The sequence below is a fragment of the Vallitalea sediminicola genome, assembly GCF_054408565.1.
The window spans coordinates 1-271 of the sequence record NZ_BTPT01000371.1; the positions used below are offsets into that span (position 1 = coordinate 1).

Below are 271 nucleotides of genomic sequence, written 5' to 3' on the forward strand. Positions count from 1 at the left end.
CGTCTTCGGTTGGTTCAAACAAAAGTTGACCACGAAGATTCCAACGATCTCGATCATTAATTTCCCCCAGACCAGAAATACTGTCGGTATAACCATCTCGGGTATTCATACCGCCAGAGACACTGAATGCTAAGTTGTCAGTGATACCATTTGAAAAGTAACCACGAACCAGTTGTTGGTTGTAATTGCCAATGCTGGCTTCAACTTTGCCTTCCATATCATAAGATGGTCCGCCAGTACGCACACTGATTACACCAGCAGAGGCATTCTT

Annotated in this window: 1 protein-coding gene; it reads right to left on the reverse strand. The window is 44.3% G+C overall.

Annotated elements, in window-relative coordinates:
• A partial coding sequence (locus ACX6CF_RS27090; protein WP_458788477.1) for a hypothetical protein occupies positions 1 to 244 on the reverse strand: 244 nt, incomplete at its 3' end.
• Between the last annotated feature and the right edge of the window lie 27 nt (positions 245 to 271).